Here is an 18515-nt window from a genome sequence, read left to right on the forward strand (position 1 = left end):
AATACGTCACACATCACTCCTTGACGATCGTACGAAATGGGCTACTCCATTAGCGCCAATGGTAACGTGAATCGTGCGTCACTCACAAGGAAGTAGTTCACGGTTCACCGCGGGGTGCATTGTCACCCCTCATGCGTCAGATTTTTCATCCAAAGTCGCTTGCCGATCCGTTGCCACATCGGAAAAAATTTAAGTGCATCCTCCAAAAACATCAGTCCATAGACGATCAGAAAAGGCCAACCAAAACCGAAAATCGCCAGGGCACACAATGGCAAACCGACACCCCACATCACCGTAACATCGGTAATCAAAACGAAGCGGTTGTCGCCGCCGGCGCGCAGCACACCGATGATGCGTATCATGTTCAGCACTTTCATCCACACCAGGGCGCAGAAAATTGCCAGGGTCGCACGCAGCAATTCAGCGGTATCCGGCTCCACATTCCCAAACGCTTTGAGTATCCAGGGACTGGCCAGCCAGAGTGTGAGCGACAGACTCAGCACCAGAATGAGCGTCAGGCGATCAAACACCTTGTGCAACCGCCAGGCTTCCTCGGTGTTATCCGCCCCCAACGTGCGGCCCACCATCACCGCGCAGGCACTGGCCAGGCCGACAAACAGTGCGAAGAAGGCGCTTTCGATGGGCACAATCACCCCCATGACCGCCAGAGCGTGGGTGCCGGTGAAGCCGGTCATCACATGATAGGTGGCGTTGCCCAACCCCCAGAGCCCGTAGTTGACCACCAATGGTAAAGAGAACGCCAGAAAGCGCCGGGCTGGCTGCCAGGCAAGGGCCGGTTTGAATTGCGCCCAACGCAGAGCAAAACCGTGGCGGCGGCCGTAGACCCAGCCGAGGATAAACAGTAACTGGCACAGGCGGGCGATCAGGGTACCCCAGGCCGCCCCCGCCACACCCAGGGCCGGGAAACCAAGGTGGCCAAAAATCAGCACATAGTTGAGCGCCACATTGATCAGAATCGACAGGGTGCCGGCCACCAGCGGCATTCCGGTGTTGCCCAGCGCCCGCAGGGAGGCCTCGTAGATGACGATCCACTGGGTCAGCAGCAATGCCGGTGCGGTAATCACCAGATAGCGGGCGGCGAGGGCTACGACTTCCGCATCCGGATTGAGCCAACCAAGCCAGATAGCCGGGCGCACCCCAAACAGCAACAGAAACGGCACCATGGTCAGGCTGCCCACCATCAGGGTGACGCCGAGAGTGCGCTGGCAACTGGCAAACTTGCCCGCGCCACTGTACTGGGCCACCAGCACACTGCAGCCAGTCGCGAAGCCACTCATCAATACCAGCAACAGAAAGTGGAGTTTTGCCGCCAGCCCCACGGCGGCAATGGCTTCGGAGCCCAAGCGGCTGACCATGACCACATCGGCCATGCCCAGCAGCGACTGCAACAACATCTGCAGGGCAATGGGCAGGGCGAGCAGGATGACCGCCCACCAGAACTGGCGGTTGTTCGGGCGAAGCTCCGCGGTCATTCAGGCGTGCTTCCGGCGGGCATTTTTCTGTAACCAGCGGTCGAGCTGATCGGCGAATTGCTTGCGATCGGTCTGGGAAAATCCGGAAGGACCACCCGTGATTTCACCCGTGCTGCGCAGCTCTTCCATCAGGTTGCGCATGGCCAGGCGCTGACGAATGTTCTCCCGGGTAAAGGGTTGGCCCCGTGGACTCATGGCCACTGCGCCTTTTTCCACCACCTCGGCGGCCAGCGGGATATCCTGGGTGATCACCAGATCCCCGGGTTGCAACAGACGCACGATTTCATTGTCCGCCACGTCAAAGCCCGCCATCACCTGCCGGGTTTTGATAAAGGGCGAAGGGGGCACACGAATGCCCTGGTTCGCCACAAAAGTGGTGGTGATTTTCCAGCGGTCCGCGGCCCGACAGAGAATGTCTTTCACGACCACCGGACAGGCATCGGCATCGACCCAAATTGGCATAATGTCACTCAAAATAAATGATCAGCCGCCATTGTAGGCAGTGTCCTGCGCTTTCACCAGCGCGTGGGGTCAGAAAGCGTTGCGCCCTGCCCCGTGGCGGTTTAGGCTTTGCATTGATCGCCCCGTGCGACCGACGTTCAGGAATCCGATAAACCATCACAGGGAGCCTCCCGCCATGTTTTTTCGCCTCATCCACACCCTGCTGCTCAGCGCCGCGCTGGTGGCTGTCAGTGTCGCCCGGGCAGACACCACACTGTATACCGTCAGTAAAGGTGATCAGAGCTTCTTTCTCGGCGGCACTATCCACCTGTTGCACCCGGATGACTTCCCTCTGCCCGAGGAATTTGACGCCGCCTATGCCGAAGCGGATGCGCTGTACCTGGAAACCGATCTTGGCGTCATGCAGGACCCCGCCTTTGGCCAGAAGATGATGCAGGTCATGATGTACCCGCCCGGAAAAACCCTGAACACTGAGCTCAGCCCGGAGGTGTGGAAGGCGCTGCAGGAATATTCGCAGGCTCATCAATTCCCGGTGCAGCAGTTTATGGGTTTCGATCCCGCCTTTGTCAGCATGATAATGACTGTGATGCTCGCTCAGCAGAACGGCATTCAACAGGGCGTTGACGCCTATTTCTACCAGAAAGCACAACGCGATGGCCTGCCGCTGGGTGAACTGGAAACGGCAGAGCAGGTACTGGATTATATGAAAGTGATGGCTGGCCACGACGGCGACGCCATAATCCAGGCAACCCTGACCGACCTGAAGCGCTTTGACGAGCTGATGACCGAGATGGTGGATGCCTGGCGCACCGGGGATCTGGAAACACTGGACCGGGAAATGGGGCAACCCATGCGGGAGCAGGCACCCGGGATGTACCGGACACTGCTGACCGAGCGCAACCACGACTGGCTGCCGGTGCTGGAATCCCTGTTTGAGCAGGCGGGTACTGAACTGGTTCTGGTGGGCTCGCTGCACCTGGCCGGAGACGATGGTCTGCTGAATACGCTGGAACAGAAAGGTTACGAGGTGACGCCATACGCACTGAGCGCCAACCAGTAGTCCCTCGCGATGACGCCCGACGCCAATACGCGGTTTTATGCGTCGGGTCACTTTACAGAACCCGCTTGAATCAACAACACCCTATCTGACAACGTCAATGGTGGCGCGGGTTTACCCACCTTGGCACAGTCCCTGCTTCAGCACCTGCGATGCCGAATGCTCGAGCCTCGGCACGGACACAATATGCTGTTCGATTCAAGTAGGTACCTATCATGAACATTTTATCAAAAGGACTTCGTTTCGCTCTGGCCACGGTAATGGTGGCATTTGCAGGCCATGCACAGGCCCTTCTGTTGGGGCCGGGGGATGCAGACTGGACCAGTAACTCCACATCCAACCTGAACGGAACTCAGGTGGCAGACATTGTAGGAACCAGCTCGATATTGGAGCTGTATTACAAAAAAGATTACGACGATGGTGCTGAGAGTGGCGGCTTTACCGGCTCCTACGACACCACTTTTTCGGGCGACCCCAACAACGCGTTGATTACTTATGTTGGCGGACCGTCGATTGTGTGCCCGGAATGTTATTTGATCGTCAAGGATGGTAATCAACCCCAGTATCTGTTCAATCTCGCAGACTGGGACGGCCTGGAAGACCTCGACCTGCAAGGTTTCTACCCCAATAAAGGTGCCATTTCCAATGTCGCCATTTGGGGTAAAACCGGAGTCAGCGTACCGGAGCCCAGTGCTCTGATACTGATGGGATTGGGATTGATCGGCTTGGGAATGGCCCGGCGCCGGGTAGCCCGCTAAGGAGAGGCCAATCAGCAAGGAGGATTACCCAAATCAGGGACGATGCATTTTCTACGAAAAAGCCCGCAAGGAACCGCGGGCTTTTTTCTTTTTGGGGCCGGCTTTTGAAGCGTTTTCAGAACGCCATGGACTTGCAGTCGTCCCGTGTCACCTGCTGGTAGAAGTCGCCCATCCCCCCCATTCGGGTGCTGTCGAGAATTTGATCATCCCCGATACCCCGCGCTTCGGCGCAAGGCTTGCACACGATGATTTCGGCATTCTTGTGGGCGAACACCTCGGCAAACTTGGCCGGTGGGCCGCAGGGCACCACCTTCTCGTGACAGCCCGGCACCGCCAGGGTCACGGCATCGTGAAACAGAATCAGGGTGACGGTATCACCGGCTTCCAACGCCGTGTTGGCAAAAATAAAGGGAATCGCCGCCCGGGTGGTATCGCTCGGCCCCCAGGTGGTGGAAATGGCATAGTGCATGTTCAACTCCTGTTTCGATTACATTCAATATTGGCACCGAATGGGTGCCCTGGTATGTTTCGTTTTGGTTGCGGCGGATGCGCCTTCGGCTTATCCGCCCTACGTCGCCAAATCATTTTGGTAATGGTACGCGTAGTAGACCACCGGGATCACCAACAGTGTCAACAGCGTGGACACCGCAATACCAAAGATCAAGGACACCGCCAGACCGCTGAAAATCGGATCATCCAGAATAAAGAAGGCCCCCATGGTCGCCGCCACCGCCGTCAGTATGATCGGACGGGCACGCACCGCCGCTGCGTCAATTACCGCTTCGGCCAGGGGCTTACCCGCCCGCTGTTGATGCTGAACAAAGTCCACCAACAGAATCGAGTTGCGCACGATGATGCCCGCCAGGGCGATCATGCCGATCATCGAGGTGGCGGTGAACTGTTTGTCCAGCAATGCGTGGCCCGGCAGGATGCCGATCAGGGTCAGGGGAATGGGGGCCATGATGATCAGCGGCAGGCCGTAGGAGCGGAACTGCGCCACCACCAGCAGGTAAATCAGGATCAGCCCCACCGAGTAGGCGATGCCCATATCCCGGAAGGTTTCGTAGGTGATCTGCCATTCGCCGTCCCATTTCAGGCTCCAGGCGTAGGGGTTGTCCGGCTGGTCGGTCCAGAACTGGGCCAGGGGAGCGCCCTTGATCGGGGTTTCGTTCAGCGTTGAAACCACATCCAGCATGCCGTAGAGCGGGCTGTCGAGCGGGCCCGCCATATCGGCGTAGACGAAAGTCACCGGCAGCAGATCCTTGTGATAAATGGTCTGGTCCCGGGTGGTTTCCCGGAACTGCACCACTTCACTCAGGGGCACCCGGGTGCCGCTCTGACTGATCACCGAAAGCGAACCCAATAACGCCTGATTGGCCTTATCGGCTTCGTTCAATTCCAGTCGGATCGGAATCGGCGCCTTGCTGGCGGTGCCGTGCAGGTAGGTCACATCGGAGCCGGACAGCGCAGCGCTCAGGGTATCGGCAATGGCCTGCTGGCTTACGCCGAGGCGCGCCGCCCGCTGGCGGTCCACTTCCGCCACCAGTTTGCGCTGGGGCGCCTCGATATCATCGTCGATATCCACCAGATCTTCGGTGTTTTCAAACACCGCGCGGACCTCCTTGGCCACGTCCATCTGGCCGTGATAGTCCAACCCGTAAATCTCCGCCACGATCGGTGCCATCACCGGTGGGCCAGGGGGTACTTCGACAATCTTGACTGTCGCGTTGAGCTCGCGGCCGATGTCCTGCAGGGGCGCCCGTACGGCTCGGGCAATATCGTGGCTCTTGCGATCGCGCTCCTCTTTTGCCACCAGATTGACCTGAATGTCGCCCTGATGGGGTTCGCGGCGCAAGTAATACTGGCGCACCAGGCCGTTGAAATTGATTGGCGAGGCGGTGCCACTGTAGGTCTGGTAGTCCAACACCTCCGGCACAGTTTCCAGATGATCCCCCAGGGCATTGAGCACCCGGTTGGTCTGCTCCACCGGGGTGCCTTCGGGCATTTCCACCACTACCTGGAACTCGGATTTGTTATCAAAGGGCAGCATTTTCATCACCACCGCCTGAAAGCCCACTAACGCCATGGAGCCGCCAATCAGCACCAGTAGCACCACCAGCAGGCCCACCCGGGCACCGCGGCCCTCGCGGGCGCGCAGGAAAGGAGTCATCAGTCGTTCGGACAGCCGGTGGGCAAAACCGGAGCGATCGTCTTCTTCCGGCGCCTCGTGGTGGGTCACCCGGGCAAACAGCCGGCGGTAGAGCCAGGGGGTGAACATGAAGGCGACAATCAGAGAGATCAGCATGCCCATGCTGGCATTGATCGGAATCGGCGCCATGTAGGGGCCCATCAGGCCGCTGACAAAGGCCATGGGCAGCAGGGCGGCAATCACCGTAAACGTGGCAAGAATGGTCGGGCCGCCCACTTCTTCCACCGCGTAGGGAATACGCTCGGTCATGGTGTTCAGGCTGCCGGTGGCACGCCGGTGAATGTTTTCCACCACCACAATGGCATCGTCCACCAGAATCCCGATGGAGAAAATCAGCGCGAACAGGGATACCCGGTTGAGGGTGAAGCCATAGGCCCAGGAAGCAAACAGGGTGATGGCAAGAGTTACCACCACGGCAGCGCCCACCACCAGGGATTCGCGCCAGCCCAGGGTGACCAGCACCAGCAGCACCACCGAGGCGGTGGCAAACAGCAGTTTCTTGATCAGGGTCTGGGCCTTTTCGTTGGCGGTTGCACCATAGTCGCGGGTCACGGTGGCGTTGATGCCCTCGGGTACGAAGGTACCCTGCAGGTGCTCGAAACGCTCGATCACCTGCCGCGCCACGTCCACCGCATTCGAACCCGGCTGCTTGGCCACGGCGATGGTCACAGCGGGCTGGCGGGGCAGGGACAGGTCGTGGGCGGGGCCCATGCCGAAGCTGACGTACTGTTCGGGCTGGTCCGGCCCCAATTCGATTTCAGCCACGTCTTTCAGAAACACCGGGCCGCCCCGGTTCATGCCCACCACCAGTTCAGCCACCTCGGTGGCACTGCTGAGGAAGCTGCCCGCCTGTACCTGAATGACCCGATTGTCCGCCACCACATTGCCGGCTTCGCGGGAGACGTTGGAGGCCATCAGGGCCTGACTAAGCGATTGAATATCCAGGCCATAACCGGCCAGCTTCTGCGGGTCCAGGCGCACGTTGACCGCCCGGGTGGGGGCGCCAATGGTGTCGATATCCCGGGTGCCCGGCACCCGCTGCAGCTCGGTCTCGATGGTGTGGGCCACCCGCGTCAGTTCGTGGGCGCCCACGGCCGGATCGTCACTCCACAGGGTGCCGGCGACGATGGGCACATCATCAATGCCCATGGGTTTGATCAGGGGCTGGCCGATGCCCGCATTGGCGGGTACCCAGTCCTGGTTGGAGTAGAAAGCGTTGTACAGTCGGACGATGGTTTCTTGACGGGTTTCTCCCACCTCGAACTGAACCGTCAGTACCGCCATGCCGGGGCGGGAGGCGGAGTAGATATGCTCGACCCCGGCAATTTCCGACAGAATCTGCTCCGCCGGCGTGGCCACCAGTTGTTCCACCTCCCGGGCCGAGGCGCCATGGTAGGGAATGAACACATTGGCAAAGGTCACGTCGATCTGGGGTTCTTCCTCCCGGGGCGTGACCAGCACTGCAAACAGCCCGAGCAGCAGGCCCACCAGGGCCAGCAGGGGGGTGATTTCAGTGGTCAGAAACTGCCGGGCGATTCGGCCGGACAGGCCGAGACGGGGTTCCTCACTCATTGCGCCTGTCGCTCCTTCAGGGCGATGCCCGCCGCAATGGGATCCAGCGCCACCCGCTCACCGGCGGCCAGTCCCGACAGGATGACTCTCTGGCCCTCCGGGGTCAGCTCGCCGGCACGGACCTGACGCAACTCGATGCGATGATCCGGGTGCACCACATACAGGCCGGTGACCTCACTGCGCTGCACCACCGCCGGGGCGGGCACCCGCAATAGCTCCTGCTCACCGCGTTTGAACGCAACTTTGACCAGGGTACCGGGAAACACCTGATGATCGCCCTCGGGCAGGGTCACCCGGGTGCGAAAGGTATGGCTACCTTCGCTCGCCGCCGGCGAAATACGCACCTCGGTGGCGTCCAGGCTGGTGCCGTCGGGCAGAACCACCCGGGCCTCGCCGTGCTCCCGCAAGGGGCCCACCAGGGATTGAGGCACTTCCACCACCGCGCGCAAGTGCTCCAGAGACAGGCCGGTCATCAGGGGCTGGCCGGCACCGGCGGTTTCCCCCAATTCGATATGCCGCTCTTCCACAATGCCACTGTAGGGTGCCCGGACCACCGTGCGCTCCAGGTTTTCCTGGGCGGCGCGCACGCCGGCCTCGGCCGCCCCGGCCCGCGCCTGGGCCGATTCAAAGGTGGAGGTCAAGCGGTCGAACTCAGCCCGGGCAATCAGCTCCCGCTCGATCATCTCCTGCCCCCGCTCGTAGGCCTGACGCGCCTCGGTCAACTGGGCGCGGGCCTCCTGCAGGGTCGCCTGGGCGGTGGCCATCTGCGCCTGCTGGTCGGCATCGCGAAAGCGCACAATCACCTCGCCCTTTTCGACGTAATCGTCCACATCAAAGGGCAGCTCCATGACCCGGGCGCTGACCTCCGAGGAGACGGTGGAACGGTGCACCGCTTCGAGCACGCCATCCAGTCGGGTCTCTTCGGCTACCGTCACCGGTTCCGCCAGGTAGGTATCCAGATCCGGCGCCGACCGGTCGGTGGAATCAGCCACTGTCGGTTCCTTTTCCGAACAGGCGGACAGTAACAGTGACACAGCGGTCAGGGCGATCCATCGGTTCATGATGTGGCTCCGGGTTGTCAATTGTTCGCAGAGAGAAACCAGTCTCACAGTATGCTTAGCCTTATACCTTCAGTGCTTGATATGCATCAAGGTTTGCCAACCCTTGCACTCGCATACTGAAGTGGTCACGACGCCCGACAGGGACGCAGGGAATGGCCTAAGCATAGACCACATCTTCCCCGTTCACTGCCTGGCTCATTCCTGATTCAGAGGGTAAGGTTATGGCAACCATAGCGGTCATGGGAGCGGGGCTTGGCGGTATGCAGGCCGGCTACGATGCAAAGAAAATTCTCGGTGCCGGGCACCGGGTGGTACTGATCAACCCCAGCCCACACTTTCAGTTCACGCCCTCCAATCCCTGGGTGGCGGTGGGCTGGCGTAAGCCGGATTCGGTCACGGTGGACATAGGCCCGGCGGTCAGTGCCAAAGGGGTCGAGTTTATCGCCGCCAGCGTGACCCACATCGATCCCAAGGCCAACCGGCTGACCCTCTCCAACAACGACCAGGTCGAGTTCGACTACCTGATCATCACCACCGGCCCCAAGCTTGCCTTTGATGAAATTCCCGGTTTCGGCCCCGAGGGTTTTACCCAGTCGGTGTGCACTAACCCCCATGCCCAATCGGCCTTTGCCGCCTACGAGAAATTTCTGGAAAACCCCGGCCCGATCGTGGTCGGTGCCGTGCAGGGGGCCAGTTGTTTTGGCCCGGCCTACGAGTTCGCGTTTATCCTCGACGCGGACCTGCGCAAGCGCAAACTGCGCCACAAGGTGCCCATGACCTATGTCACCAGCGAACCCTATATTGGCCATATGGGCCTGGGCGGTGTGGGCGACTCCAAAGGCCTGCTCGAATCCGAGTTTCGCCAACGGGATATCCGCTGGATCACCAACGCCAAGGTGGATGAGGTCACCCGGGAACACGTCAAAGTGACCGAACACAATCTCAAGGGCGAACCGGAAAAAACCCATGAACTCAAGAGCCGCTTTACCATGTTGCTGCCCGCCTTCAAGGGCGTGGATGCGGTGGCCGCCGTGCCACAATTGTGCAACCCGCGCGGCTTCGTGCTGATTGACGACTACCAGCGCAACCCCACCTATCCGCATATTTACGCCGCCGGGGTGTGCGTGGCCATTGGGCCGCCCGAACCCACACCGATTCCCACCGGTGTACCCAAAACCGGCTATATGATTGAATCTATGGTTACGGCGGCGATTGAAAATATCAAAGCCGATATCGAGGGCAAGGAGTCCCGCGCCCAGGCCACCTGGAACGCCGTCTGCCTGGCGGACATGGGCGATACCGGCGCCGCCTTTGTCGCGCTGCCACAGATTCCGCCGCGCAACACCACCTGGGCGAAAAAAGGCAAATGGGTTCACCTGGCCAAGGTGGCCTTCGAGAAGTATTTCCTGCACAAAATGCGCAGTGGCAACACCGAACCCGTTTACGAAAAGTATGTCCTGAAGGCGCTCGGTATTGAGCGCCTGAAAGAGCAATAGCCGTTGATATCCGAGGAGCCTGTCAGCGCCATGATTCAGACCCTGTGCCCCCACTGCCTGACCCCCAATCGGGTCGATCCGACCCGGCTGGGCGACAAACCCAAATGCGGCAAGTGCCACCAGCCGCTGTTCGTCGGCGCACCCCTGGCCGCCGACGATACTCAGTTCCAGCGGCTGCTCAGCAAAGAGCAGCTCCCGTTGGTGGTGGACTTCTGGGCCGACTGGTGCGGCCCCTGCAAAGCCATGGCGCCGGTGTTTGCCAAAGTGGCGGCAGAACAGGAACCCCGAGCGCGATTTGTCAAAGTCGACACCGAACGGGCCCGTCAGGCCGCGAGCCAATTCAACATTCGCAGCATTCCGACGCTGATGATTTTCAAAAACGGCAAGCCGGTGGCCCAGCAGGCCGGGGCCTTACCCTATCCGAACCTGGTGCAGTGGTTAAACAGCGCCCTGTAATGAAAAAGTCTCGATTCGTTCATGGTGGAACGCCCTCGGACGCGCTACCCTATAGGCCTTTGCCTGCATCGGTAGAGGCCCGACTTTGGACACCAGACCCCACGTCGCATCTCTGGATGAAGTACTGGACCGGGTGGCAGACATCTGCGACCACCGGCCGAAAGTCTCCATCGACGCCATCATGGACGCCATTGGCCAACGCTCTTTTGGCCCGGTGCTGCTGCTGATTGGCCTGATCGTACTCGCCCCCATCATTGGCGATATTCCCGGCGTGCCCACCCTGTGCGCCCTGATGGTGCTGACCATCTCGGTACAGCTTCTGCTGCACAAGGAACACTTCTGGCTGCCTCGGTGGGTACTGGCCCGCTCGGTCACCACCGCGCACCTGCTCAAAGCCATCCGCGTGTCGCGCAAACCGGCCCGTTTTATCGACCGGCTGGTCAAGCCTCGGCTGATCTTCCTGATTCGCGGCTACATTCCCATGCGCTGTGTCGCACTGTCCAGTATGGCCGTGGCGCTGATGATGCCGTTGATGGAATTTATCCCGTTCAGCGCCAACCTGGCCGGGGCGGTGCTGACCTTTTTCGGACTGGCCATTATCGGCCGGGACGGGTTGTTGGCCCTGTTGGCGTTTGTGTTTACCGGGGCCAGTGGGGCGGTGATTGGGTGGGCGTTTTTGGCGTAATACTGCCAACAAATCCTATCTGCTACACTCGACCCCTTCCAATCACGCAACCTCAGTGCCTCACCATGACCCTGTTTCAAGCCTCCGAACTCGAGTGCGCCGTTCACGTGTCGCGCCTTCAACCCGAAGATCCCCTCGGGTGCACCATGCATCGTCCGTTCGAGCTGGATGGCTATGAATGGCCTACGGCTGAGCATTACTACCAGGCCATGAAGTACCCGGGACGAAAACGGTTTGATGAAATTCGTCAGGCCGAGACGCCCGAGCAGGCTAGACGCATCGGCCGCGGCTGGCTCAAGCGACCCCGCCCCGACTGGGACAAGGTGCGTACCGTGGTCATGACCCGCGCCATTTATACTCAATGCCAGATGTATCCGGAGTTCTCCGAAGCCTTGTTGGCGACGGGAGAACAGCAAATCGTTGATGTGAGCCAGTACGATTACTTTTGGGGACTCGGGAGGGATCTTCGGGGCGAGAATCAGTATGGGAAGGTGTTGATGGCGGTTCGGGAGAAAATTTCTTCTCCCTGAAAGCCGGTGTTTCAATCAACGAGTCTGACCCCTTTGGCTTCCGAGGAGTCACCCACCATCCTGCCGTTGGCGTCGTCCGAGTAGCTCTGGTCGTCGTTGGTTTTACACAGCGCGTGGGGGCCTGCGCCTTGCTGGCACTTGGAGCCATAGGTGTAGCTGCCCACATCAGACTTGTTTTTGATGTTGCCCAGAGCGTCGTAGTCGACATTGACCTTCTTACGGCCACTGACCTTGGACCACTTCAGGCGGTTGAGCTTGTCGTAACCAAAGTCCTCTTGTACCGGCTCTTCACCATGGTGGTCATAGCGGTACAGAAGAGTGCTCAGATCTTCCTAGCAGTGCTCCCGACGCTACATTGCACGAAAAAAACAGCGCGAATCAACGACTTTTTGTTCCACCTCCAATTTATCTTTCTATAATTCCAACCGGACATCCAATATCTGCTTGACATTTCTTTTCCACTTTTCTCCCATATTACCGCTACAATTAATATCAATTATTATGCTCGAGGAGTTAACCAGATCGTTTCTTAAAATTATCCCATCAACAGCATCAATACTTTTAAACGATACAAGGGCATTAGGCTCTCTGCCGCTAGGCTCCTTCCCTATGACGATGTCTAATCCACCCAGGCTACATTCATTCACTTCTCGCTGGGAAATTGTAATATCTGTCAAGGAGGGAGAATTTATGCTAGTAAGACTAATAATAACCCCAAAATCCTTTGCTTCAGCTACATCCGTGGAATAAGTTTCCGAGCACGGTTCTGGACCACAATCAGCAGTTTCTGCAAAAACACTGCAGTGGAAACCAGCCATAAGCAGTAAAGGGTACTTGCACATGAGCAAGAACTTCTGAACGAACTTCATTTTTCACCTCCAATCCACTACTGAGTGTTTCGATACCTTTCCAAAACTTTTTTACCGAAAAAATTCGCACTGATTTCAGATGGCTTTCTAATGTGCGCAACCTCATGACCAATGATAAAAACTCCAGCTTCAAGTCCTGAGCTTATAAAACCAAATTTGAAGTCATCAAACCCCCTTCTTGATAAATTAATTGCTCGAATATCGGCAGAAAAAGCGGTTCTATAAATAGTTACTCTCCCACCTCTTTCAACTCCTCCGAATATTCCATATCCAGACCTCCGAGCTTTAGCTGCTTGATTAAAGTCTTCGAAAAACTCCGCTTCTCCAGTCTCCGGATTGATCAGAGCATACCTGTTATCCAAATTAATTTTGGCTGGATCGACATGGGCCGCTTCCTCCACGGATAAAACAAACGCCTTTGCTTCCTGATACAATCTTTCAGCGTCCTCTTGTGAGATCTCATTGAGACTTCCAAAACGAACTGATTGCTCTGAAGCTCGATTTTCCTTAATCTTCTGTTCCCCCAGCGCCACCGCCCAAGAGAAAGCCGCATAGGCCGCCCCATTTGCAAACTTACCACCGGTCGCCTCCGATATCGATCCGGCGATTACGCTGGAGGCGATCAGCTCGGCAGCGGCGTTATCTAATCCTTGAACGAATCCGCCCGTTACAGCCCCCGTATACGCGCTGACAAAGCCATGGCCGAACTTGCCGCCCCGGAGCGAAGAGGTAATGCCTCCCGTGACGCCAAAGACAAACGCCTCGCCGCCACTAAAGCCGCCCCCACTCGCTGCGAATCCCTTCCCCATGCTGGCCATCACATAGGTACTGAACGCAGAAACAGCGACATCAAACGCATCGCCACCGTAGTAGGCCGTTGTCGCCGCCGCTAACGCGGTGCCACACGGAATACAGTGGAAGGTGACAATGGCCTGAATGACGGGCTTCAGGAAGTTGTCCCTGAAACGGGTCCAGGCTGAAAAGCCGCTGGGGTCGGTCGCGTTGAGCGGGTTGTTGTGTACATAACTATAGCGGTTATAGCCCTGTGTGTCCGTAACACCGTCGATCAGCGGATCCGCCTGCAAAAATCGGCCCAACCGCGGGTCATAAATCCGTCCGTTCATATGGATCAAACCCACCTCATCCAGCATCTCGTGCCCGGTGAAGCCTCGCTTGGTGATGCCGGTGATGTTCGTTTCGAGTTCGCTTAACGCCTTACCCACCAATGGGCCCCAGTCCAACGGATCACGGCGCTGGCCCCAAGGGTCGAAGCTCATCCGCGCGACCAATTGACCGATCTCGTTGCTGATGATGTCGATCGAGCCCAGGTGGTCCATATGCAGGTAGTGGGTGGTTTTGCCCGCAGGTTGACCGTCGGCACTGCGACTGTAGCTGATCAGCGCGCCACCGGGCAGGCGGCGCTTGATCTCCAATCGACCGTCCGGGTGGGTGATGCGCTCCACATTACCCAGGTAGCGGGTGAGGGTGGCGGCATCCTCCGCGCTCTCGTCCGTGCGCAGGTTGCGAGACCGGCTCGGACTGTAGGCAAAACGGGTGGTGTGGCCGCCTTTGCTGATTTTAGTGGGCTTGTCGAAGCTGCTGTACTCAATGGTCCGGCCCGAGGAGTCGCCCACCATACTGCCGTTGGCGTCGTACGAGTATGTTGTTCCGTCGCTGGTTTTACACAGCGCGTGGGGGCCGGCGCCTTGCTGGCACTTGGAGCCATAGGTGTATCTGCCCACATCGGACTTGTTTTTGATGTTGCCCAAGGCGTCGTAGTCGACGTTGACCTGCTCACGGCCACTGACCTTGGACCACTTCAGGCGGTTGAGCTCGTCGTAACCAAAGTCCTCTTGTACCGGCGGCGCTTCACCATGGACGTCGTCCTCCTGCACCGGCACTTCACCATGATAGTCGTAGCGGTGTATGAGGTTGCCCAGCTCGTCCCATTCGTACTCCTTATCCTGCAGATCCCCGAACAGGCCATTGAAGAGGTCGGCGCGCTGGGTCCGGAGTCGGCCGGTGGCCGAGTAATAATTCCGTTCAGTGGTAATGCCGTTGCCTTGAAGCGAGCGAAGTAGTGCTCCATGCGACTTCGAACATCTAAGCGCTCAATGCTTTCTCTGCCGGTTCGTGACTGAGAGACGGCTTCTATCGAGCAGTGGTGGCCTTCATTGTTACCAGAGCCGAGGTTGAATTACCCACTGGCCCCTTTCGCAGCGATAGTACGGCTTTTCGGAAAATTATCGATCGCCTCTGGAGCCGACTTCCTGCGCAAACGACTCCACACAGCTATCCGGCTTTTCAGTCTGCGGTAAACTGATAATCCAGCCTCTTAAATTACGTAACACCAGATCTGAGCAGCTCTCTTGGACAGTGACGCCTCGCTCCAGTCGCAGTACGCCGTTTACCTGATGCCGAAAGGTTTCAGGTTGCCGGCTATTTGTCTGCAATTGTCCCCGGATATCATCCAGCGCCAGTAATACCGATTTCTGATAAAGCGTCTTCACGGCGTCTTCCAATCCTGTTTCACCTGGGTGTGCTTCAGTGTAATCAGTGATTGGGGCATCAGACACTATTTCTACTACGTTTTGGTAGACAGGTTGCTCGGTCGCCCTGCCGGGCTGGCGAAGAACAACCACGTTTTTCAATGACAGGTTTTCAAGATTTTCTGTTACAAAGAAGATCGGGTGGGTCTCCAGATATAACTCTAACGGGTCCGATTCCTTCAATTCTGACTGAACGATAAAATGGCCCGGCATCGTCAGAGCACCGGGATCCAGGCTCTGCAGCGCCTCCACTTCCTCAGAAACAGGCTCCAGCGCCCGGTTTGCCCGCTCCCGTTCATTCTCCAGTTTTCGATCTTGCGCATCCTGGACCATCACGGCATGAGCGGCAATCTGGGCCGCGACACCGCCGGCCCCCGCTGCACCTGAATAAAGAACGTTAGCCGAGCCAACGCTGTCATCACTGGAGGAAACCCCCCGGAACTCAATGCCGAGGGGGTTAACAAACCGCACCGACACCGGGCCCTGAAGACCAGACGATGCGTTCACATCATGGTGGTACAGTGCATAATCGTCTTGCTCAACCGTCGCACAGCCTGCGGCCAGCAGTAACCAGACGGAGATAATTAACGGCAACCCACGAATCACGGATTGCCTCCAGCGACCTCAACCGGCGCCTCTCCAGTGATCGCATCACTGATCTGGATTTTCGCCCGCTCAAGCGCTTCGAAATAAGCCATCGTCAACCCCGGATACTCCGGTGGCTCATTCCACTCGCCTTCAACCGGTACCCGAATATGTATCGGGTCGAGCAGATAGTATTCATTTGTGCTCAGGTCAACCATATACAGCTCGCCCGTAACGGCACCCTGGGGCGAACTGGTGGGTACATAGTTCGCATAAAGCCGTTCTACACCGATATGGCTGAATTCGATGACCAACAGGTGATCGGCCTCTACCACTTGCTTCAAGGCTCGGTAATCTTTCTTCGGATAACCGGACTCTTCGGTTGATGTGAACTTTGGCAGGCGTGTCATAGGTTCTTCAATATCAACCCAATCGACGACCATGCCTTGCTCTTCAAGGGTTGTCTCTATCCTTTTTACAGCGCTTGACAGCTCTTCGGTACTCAAGGTTTTGGTATGACCAGAAACTGCGTCGTTGGCTACCGCCGCAGCAGCCAAGCACAAAAGGCATGAAGCCCCCGGCATGGTCATACGGGCGTTTTCAGGGAACGATTTCTGATAAATTGCCACTTTTGCCGGCTTTTCATAAAAATCCGTGGTCAGGGCAATAGGGTCCGGGGGCGTCATTGCGCAACCGGTCCCGATGAAGACAAACGCCAATAAAAGCATCAGTTTAGTTTTCATGAATTTTCCCCAAGTTATTATGTGTATGTGTTCCCGAGCGTACTGATGGCGCAGCGCAACTAGAAGGCGCCAGTCGCATCGGGCGAATCCCTATATAAGAATAAGAGCTACAGAAGGCCGCCACAGAGTGGCAGAACGGTTCGAAGGGGAGTGAGAGGAGTTTTTTGTGACACAGTTCACATCCCTGCGATCGCTGACTTCATGCTTATCTTATTTACGCATTTTTCCTCATTGACACCAAAAAATCAATAGTGCCAAGCGCCGCGGTTCAGCTGCGTGCGATGAGCGTGGGCGTTGGGCGCCTTTTTACTTTTTCTGCGCCCGCGGATGCGCTTTATCGTACACCTTCGCCAGATGCTGAAAATCCAGATGGGTATACACCTGGGTCGTTGAAATGTTGGCGTGGCCTAACAGCTCCTGCACCAGACGCAGATCGCCGCTGGATTCGAGCATATGGCTGGCGAAGGAGTGGCGGAGCATGTGGGGATGGACCGGCTCGTCCATGTTCTGTCGAATGCTGAGCTGCTGCATTCTCAGTTGCACGGCGCGGTGCGTGAGGCGCTTGCCGCGCTGGCCGATAAACAGTGCGGTTTCTTCCGGGGGCGCCACCAGGGCGCGCTCCGGTAGCCAGGCTGTTACGGCGTCGCGGGCCTGCTGGCCCACCGGCAACTGCCGGGTTTTATTGCCTTTACCGGTGACCGTGACGGCGCCTTCGCGCAGGTCGATGTCGTTCAGGTTGAGGCCCACCGCCTCCGCCAGGCGCAGGCCGGAGGAGTAGATCAGCTCCAGCAGGGCGCGGTCGCGTTTGCCCAGAAAACCTTCGCCCTTCACTTCCACAAATTGCCCGGCCTGATCCACGTCCAATACCTTGGGCAGCTTCTTTTCCACCTTGGGGGCCTGCAGTCCGTCAGCGGGGTTGGTTTTCAGCCAGCCGCGGCGGATGCCGAAACGGAAGAAGGCGCGCAGGGAGGAGAGCCACCGGCGCAGGCTTTTGCCGGTGAGGCCTTTGCGATGCAGCGATGCCAGGTTTTCCCGCAGGTGGTGGACGGTGATGGCGGACAGATCGGTGATCTGTCGGGTTTCGCAGTAGGCGAGGAATTTGTCCAGGTCCCGGGCGTAGGCGTCTTCGGTGCGCGGGGAGAGGTGTTTTTCCGTGCGCAGGTAGGTTAGGAAGGCGGTGCGTTCGTCGGTGAAAGGGTGGGGCATGAGTGTGGTCCGTTATGGGGGACGGCGGATGCGAAAGCAACGGCGGATGCGCCTTTGGCTTATCCGCCCTACGGAGACTTCTGTGCTAGGTTAGCGCGGGAGGTGTTCGGGGAGCAAGCGGTTGAGGACTTCGGCGATGTAGCCGAGGAACAGGGTACCCATGCTGGAGCGGTAGTAGTGGGGGTCGCGGTTGCCGATGGCGAGCAGGCCATAGGCATTGCCATGCACCAATGGAACGGTGGCGACGGAGCCAATCTGATGGGCGTTGTCGCCAAACAGAAACTGCAGCTCGCCTTCGCCCAGCGTGCCGCACATGGCGCGGTTGTTTTTCAGCAGGGGCGCAATGTGCTGGCGCGCCTCACCGATGGTGACCACCCGGGCCTGACTGCTGGGAATGCGATCTTCGTGACCGAACAGCAGGATGCTGGTGTAGTGAATATTGAAGTCCTGGTCGAAGCTGAAACACAGGGCGTCGATGATATCGCCCATGTCCCGACCTTCGAGCAGGGCCAGCACCAGACGCTTGGTTTTGTCGAACAGCTTGTCGTTTTCCCGGGCGTTATCCAGCAGCTTGCTCAGCCGGTGGCGCATGTCCATATTGCGCTCGCGCAGTACCGACACCTGACGCTCCACCAGAGAGACCGCCGGGCCACTTTCGTGGGGTAACTCCAGATCGGCGAGCAGTTTGCGATGCTGGACAAAAAAGTCCGGGTGCGCTTCCAGGTATTGGGCGACCTGTTCGTCGGTCAACGGGCGGGATTCGGTGCGTTGCTCGCTCATAATG

Annotated in this window: 18 protein-coding genes; 6 read left to right on the forward strand and 12 right to left on the reverse strand. The window is 58.2% G+C overall.

The window, feature by feature from the left end:
* Window positions 1-122: 122 nt before the first annotated feature.
* Complete coding sequence (locus OOT55_RS13495) at window positions 123-1493, reverse strand: MATE family efflux transporter (RefSeq protein ID WP_265366373.1); 1371 nt, start codon at window positions 1491-1493, stop codon at window positions 123-125.
* Window positions 1494-1955 (reverse strand): YaiI/YqxD family protein, encoded by a 462-nt coding sequence (locus tag OOT55_RS13500; protein WP_265366374.1) that lies wholly within the window; start codon window positions 1953-1955, stop codon window positions 1494-1496.
* A gap of 175 nt (window positions 1956-2130) precedes the next feature.
* Here OOT55_RS13500 and OOT55_RS13505 point away from each other — a divergent pair, with 175 nt between their 5' ends.
* Together OOT55_RS13505 and OOT55_RS13510 are read left to right on the forward strand one after the other, a co-directional pair.
* Entirely contained in the window at window positions 2131-3015 is an 885-nt protein-coding gene (locus tag OOT55_RS13505) for a TraB/GumN family protein (RefSeq protein ID WP_265366375.1), read from the forward strand.
* A gap of 212 nt (window positions 3016-3227) precedes the next feature.
* A complete protein-coding gene (locus OOT55_RS13510; RefSeq protein ID WP_265366376.1) occupies window positions 3228-3770 on the forward strand; it encodes a PEP-CTERM sorting domain-containing protein in 543 nt (180 codons plus the stop codon).
* Between the two features lie 115 nt (window positions 3771-3885).
* On the opposite strand, the gene OOT55_RS13515 is transcribed toward OOT55_RS13510, so the two are convergent.
* The 3 genes from OOT55_RS13515 to OOT55_RS13525 all read right to left on the reverse strand — a co-directional run bounded on the left by OOT55_RS13515 (window position 3886) and on the right by OOT55_RS13525 (window position 8612).
* Window positions 3886-4239 carry a DsrE family protein gene (locus OOT55_RS13515; RefSeq protein ID WP_265366377.1) on the reverse strand — a complete coding sequence of 118 codons (354 nt, stop codon included), beginning with the start codon at window positions 4237-4239 and terminating at the stop codon, window positions 3886-3888.
* Between the two features lie 99 nt (window positions 4240-4338).
* Window positions 4339-7551, reverse strand: coding sequence for an efflux RND transporter permease subunit (locus tag OOT55_RS13520; RefSeq protein WP_265366378.1), 3213 nt, complete (start codon window positions 7549-7551; stop codon window positions 4339-4341).
* Window positions 7548-8612, reverse strand: a complete 1065-nt coding sequence (locus tag OOT55_RS13525) for an efflux RND transporter periplasmic adaptor subunit (RefSeq protein WP_265366379.1) — start codon at window positions 8610-8612, stop codon at window positions 7548-7550. Before OOT55_RS13525 ends, OOT55_RS13520 begins: the two co-directional genes overlap by 4 nt.
* Window positions 8613-8833: 221 nt before the next feature.
* On the opposite strand from OOT55_RS13525, the gene OOT55_RS13530 reads away from it, so the two are divergent.
* From OOT55_RS13530 to OOT55_RS13545, 4 genes are all read left to right on the forward strand, one after another.
* Window positions 8834-10108, forward strand: coding sequence for an NAD(P)/FAD-dependent oxidoreductase (locus OOT55_RS13530; RefSeq protein ID WP_265366380.1), 1275 nt, complete (start codon window positions 8834-8836; stop codon window positions 10106-10108).
* Window positions 10109-10138: 30 nt separating this feature from the next.
* Entirely contained in the window at window positions 10139-10564 is a 426-nt protein-coding gene (gene trxC / locus OOT55_RS13535) for a thioredoxin TrxC (protein WP_265366381.1), read from the forward strand.
* Window positions 10565-10649: 85 nt separating this feature from the next.
* The gene (locus OOT55_RS13540; RefSeq protein WP_265366382.1) at window positions 10650-11249 is read left to right on the forward strand and encodes an exopolysaccharide biosynthesis protein; all 600 of its coding nucleotides are present in this window, start codon (window positions 10650-10652) and stop codon (window positions 11247-11249) included.
* Window positions 11250-11314: 65 nt separating this feature from the next.
* Window positions 11315-11779 carry an NADAR family protein gene (locus OOT55_RS13545; RefSeq protein WP_265366383.1) on the forward strand — a complete coding sequence of 155 codons (465 nt, stop codon included), beginning with the start codon at window positions 11315-11317 and terminating at the stop codon, window positions 11777-11779.
* 11 nt (window positions 11780-11790) lie between these two features.
* Here OOT55_RS13545 and OOT55_RS13550 read toward each other — a convergent pair whose 3' ends face one another.
* The 7 genes from OOT55_RS13550 to OOT55_RS13580 form a co-directional block, all read right to left on the reverse strand.
* Window positions 11791-11943, reverse strand: coding sequence for a hypothetical protein (locus OOT55_RS13550; RefSeq protein WP_265366384.1), 153 nt, complete (start codon window positions 11941-11943; stop codon window positions 11791-11793).
* Window positions 11944-12192: 249 nt separating this feature from the next.
* Window positions 12193-12648: a hypothetical protein gene (locus tag OOT55_RS13555; protein WP_265366385.1), complete on the reverse strand. Its 456-nt coding sequence runs from the start codon at window positions 12646-12648 to the stop codon at window positions 12193-12195.
* Between the two features lie 17 nt (window positions 12649-12665).
* On the reverse strand, window positions 12666-14543 hold the full coding sequence (locus OOT55_RS13560) for an RHS repeat domain-containing protein (protein WP_265366386.1): 1878 nt from the start codon (window positions 14541-14543) through the stop codon (window positions 12666-12668).
* Between the two features lie 348 nt (window positions 14544-14891).
* Window positions 14892-15803: a hypothetical protein gene (locus tag OOT55_RS13565; RefSeq protein WP_265366387.1), complete on the reverse strand. Its 912-nt coding sequence runs from the start codon at window positions 15801-15803 to the stop codon at window positions 14892-14894.
* Window positions 15800-16525 carry a hypothetical protein gene (locus OOT55_RS13570; protein WP_265366388.1) on the reverse strand — a complete coding sequence of 242 codons (726 nt, stop codon included), beginning with the start codon at window positions 16523-16525 and terminating at the stop codon, window positions 15800-15802. The genes OOT55_RS13565 and OOT55_RS13570 overlap by 4 nt, the downstream gene beginning before the upstream one ends.
* Window positions 16526-16831: 306 nt before the next feature.
* Window positions 16832-17731, reverse strand: a complete 900-nt coding sequence (gene xerC / locus OOT55_RS13575) for a tyrosine recombinase XerC (RefSeq protein WP_265366389.1) — start codon at window positions 17729-17731, stop codon at window positions 16832-16834.
* 90 nt (window positions 17732-17821) lie between these two features.
* Window positions 17822-18511 carry a DUF484 family protein gene (locus tag OOT55_RS13580; RefSeq protein ID WP_265366390.1) on the reverse strand — a complete coding sequence of 230 codons (690 nt, stop codon included), beginning with the start codon at window positions 18509-18511 and terminating at the stop codon, window positions 17822-17824.
* Between the last annotated feature and the right edge of the window lie 4 nt (window positions 18512-18515).

Origin of the sequence: Marinimicrobium sp. C6131, assembly GCF_026153455.1 — a bacterium.
GTDB lineage: Bacteria > Pseudomonadota > Gammaproteobacteria > Pseudomonadales > Cellvibrionaceae > Marinimicrobium.